Raw genomic sequence first — 581 nt, forward strand, 5'->3', positions numbered from 1 at the left:
ATTATCTCGTTTAAGCGTTGAGATAAGCGTTTAACCGTCTCTAAACTACCTTTTGCTTCGATAGGTCTAAGCAGATCAATAACGAGTGGGGCATCGATATCTTTTACTGGTGTATTCGCTATTTGCGGAAATACATGAAGTTCTAGTGAGCGCCAGATATCGACAGCATAGTCTGGAGTGACTTCGTGCTTTTTGAGGTTAAACCAATCTTCAGAGACCTTAGCAAAGGTATGCTCATAGATTTCTTTATGGACGAGTTCTTGGCGTTTTCGTTCTTCTTGAGGATCAATCCCCTGAGCTAGCAGCTCTCTGGCTGCCATAGTATTTTTACGAGCATTGGCAAGAGATAAGTCTGTATATCTACCTAGGCTAAGGTTTGCTCGTTTTCCTGTAATGGGTTTGTAGTAGTTAAAGAGCCACTGTTTTGAACCGTTAGGCTTGATACGTAATCGAAGGCCATCACCATCAAACAAGTTGTATTCTTTATCCTTGGGCTTCGCTGATTTGATATCTTTGTCTGTTAGACGAGTAGTTATTTTTGCCATGTTGGGTACACCAGATTAACTCATTAAAATCAGAGT

The 581-nt window shown here is 40.8% G+C and carries 1 protein-coding gene; it reads right to left on the reverse strand.

All coding sequences use genetic code 11. The annotated features are described in order from the left end of the window. Window positions 1–545, reverse strand: a 545-nt coding sequence (locus R7R78_RS28165) for an integrase arm-type DNA-binding domain-containing protein (RefSeq protein ID WP_225474856.1), incomplete at its 3' end; no start/stop codon positions are given. Window positions 546–581: the final 36 nt, after the last annotated feature.

Source organism: Vibrio sp. 2134-1, assembly GCF_033339495.1.